Raw genomic sequence first — 2,174 nt, 5'->3', positions numbered from 1 at the left:
ATCACAGCCTGAGAAACGCCCGCGTCCTCGTGGTCAGGACGGACGTCCGCAAGGCCGTTTTTACACGACCAAGACCCTAAGCTGACCTCGCCGGCGGGACCACGGCCTTACGCCCAAGGAGCACAACCATCGCAGCCAAAAGCTGGATGCAAGCGACAATCCCGAACGCCGTTCCATAACCCGAAGTCGCATCGCGGAGAGCACCAACAATGGCTGGCGCGAACGCAAATACTGCCTGATTGATGGCAACGATCAGCGCAACCACCGCCACCACATCCTTACGATCGAACTCCTTCTGCGCGATCAATGGCGGCAAAGTCGTAAGATTCCCGATGCCAAATCCGAAGATGACGCAGCCAAATGTCAGTACGATCCATCCGTTGCCGAAGATGAGCAGCAGAACTCCTACGGTCTGAACCGCGAAGTTAATGGCTGCGGCGATCCGCCGGTCGTGATCTCCGATCCACCATCCCGTCAGAGTCCGTCCGATTACTGCACATGCCGTCGCTAGGCTGAGAAGCAGGCCCGCAGTTGTCGCACCAACATCGGGAGTGAGGCGGGAGACCAAGTGTGACAGAAGGCCGATCTGCGCAAACAAGCCAAGCGCAAACGCCGCCGAAAGCGTAAGGAATCCCGGCATACGAATAATGCTAGAGCGAGATAGTCTCGTTGTCGGTTTCGCGACAACCGTAGGCACTCCGTTGCCATCGGGAGAGAGACCAAGGCTGGTGGGGGACAGCCTGAAGTATCGAATAGAAATCCAACCCATAACGCCGAGGGCAACAATGGACACGGCCAGCGCCGCGGTTTGAAAGCCGAGCCAATCGATCAAGAAGAGCCACAAAGGCACGAACAGAACCCCCCCGACACTTGCGCCATTGAACGCCAGACTCATCGCCTTCGGGCGATCGCGCTCGAACCATCTGGCGACAATGGCGTTTAGGGCAGCACCACTTGTAGCGGCCCAACCTCCCGCACTCGGAATGGCCGCTAAGAAGAGTTGCCACGGCTCCCACGATCTGGACCATCCGATCAACCCGATGGCCATCAGAAGAGCACCGCCCAGTGTCGTCCCGGCAATCCCAATTCTGCGATGAATGTCGGGCAAATACGCGACCAGGAGCGCACTCAGCACGAAATGAAAGGTAATGGCAGCCGAGATTTCCGAGATGGACCATCCGCGCGAGGAGTGCAGAGTCGGAAGAAAGACCGAAGGACCATAGAAGCCGATGCCCCAGGCGAGCACCGCCAAGGTAAAGGCAGCCCATGCCACCGACCAACCAACGAAATGCTGCTCGTCACCCATTGTCTCGCTCACTCATGCTGATAGGTTGATGGCGTCGTAGCAATTGGAGCGTGTTGTGGCTCGCCGGAATCGGACTCCGTCGTCGGCTTTAACGGACATCGGGAGGCTTGATCCCGTTGTATGCGAACGTGCCCGAGTGAGTCGCGACAAGAGCTATGACGGCCTGTTCTTCTCAGGCGTCCGAACCACGAGGATCTATTGCAGGCCGGTGTGCCCGGTGCGCCCCGCCAAGGCCGAAAACGTGACGTTTTATCTTTCGGCAGCTGCAGCTGAGCAGGAGGGATTTCGACCATGCCTCAGATGCCGCCCCGAAACGGCACCGTTCTCTCCAGCTTGGAAGGGCTCACGGACGACAGTTGAGCGCGCCCTACGTCTGATTAGCAGTGGTGCACTAGACGATGCGAACATCGAAACACTCGCAGAACGTCTCGGCATCGGACCGCGGCATCTATCACGCCTATTCAAAAAATATGTCGGCGCAAGTCCCGCCCAAGTCGCGCGAACGGGGCGTGTTCAACGAGCAAAGCGTCTCTTGGACGAGACGAAGCTTCCGATGACCGAGGTCGCACTTAGATCAGGATTCTGCAGCCTACGGCGTTTCAACAGTGTGTTTGCTGAGGTATACAAGCGTCCACCGACTTCGATCCGGCGGGCGAAGGCTTGATCCGCTAATACGAACCCGCCCGACGTCTGATGTTGTCCCATCTGGGACCTTCGGGCCGGCGCCTGGAACGCCTACTGCTGGATACAACCGGACGTAAGTTACTGGCCGACCGGAAGGTGGCTTTTGACCGATTCCGTTGAAAAAGTCGGCAGTAGTTTCGTCGTGAACGCCATCTGTTTCGAGGACGAATTGGCGCGTTGTGGT

At 58.0% G+C, this 2,174-nt stretch carries 2 protein-coding genes; one reads left to right on the top strand and one right to left on the bottom strand.

The features are described 5' to 3' along the window. Positions 1-76: 76 nt before the first annotated feature. Complete coding sequence (locus ACQR0W_RS33480) at positions 77-1,306, bottom strand: MFS transporter (protein WP_315718668.1); 1,230 nt, start codon at positions 1,304-1,306, stop codon at positions 77-79. A 55-nt stretch (positions 1,307-1,361) separates the two neighbouring features. On the opposite strand from ACQR0W_RS33480, the gene ACQR0W_RS33475 reads away from it, so the two are divergent. Beyond that, positions 1,362-1,970, top strand: coding sequence for a bifunctional transcriptional activator/DNA repair enzyme AdaA (locus tag ACQR0W_RS33475; protein WP_315718667.1), 609 nt, complete (start codon positions 1,362-1,364; stop codon positions 1,968-1,970). Positions 1,971-2,174: the final 204 nt, after the last annotated feature.

Origin of the sequence: Bradyrhizobium sp. HKCCYLRH1034, assembly GCF_051168375.1 — a bacterium.
GTDB lineage: Bacteria > Pseudomonadota > Alphaproteobacteria > Rhizobiales > Xanthobacteraceae > Bradyrhizobium.
Note: the sequence above shows the minus strand (reverse complement) of the source record. Positions and strands in the feature narration are given on the sequence as shown.

Coding starts and splice junctions, on each gene's coding strand:
- ACQR0W_RS33480 (WP_315718668.1), bottom strand. CDS start 1,306: ATGGGTGACGAGCAGCATTTCGTTGGTTGGTCGGTGGCATGGGCTGCC.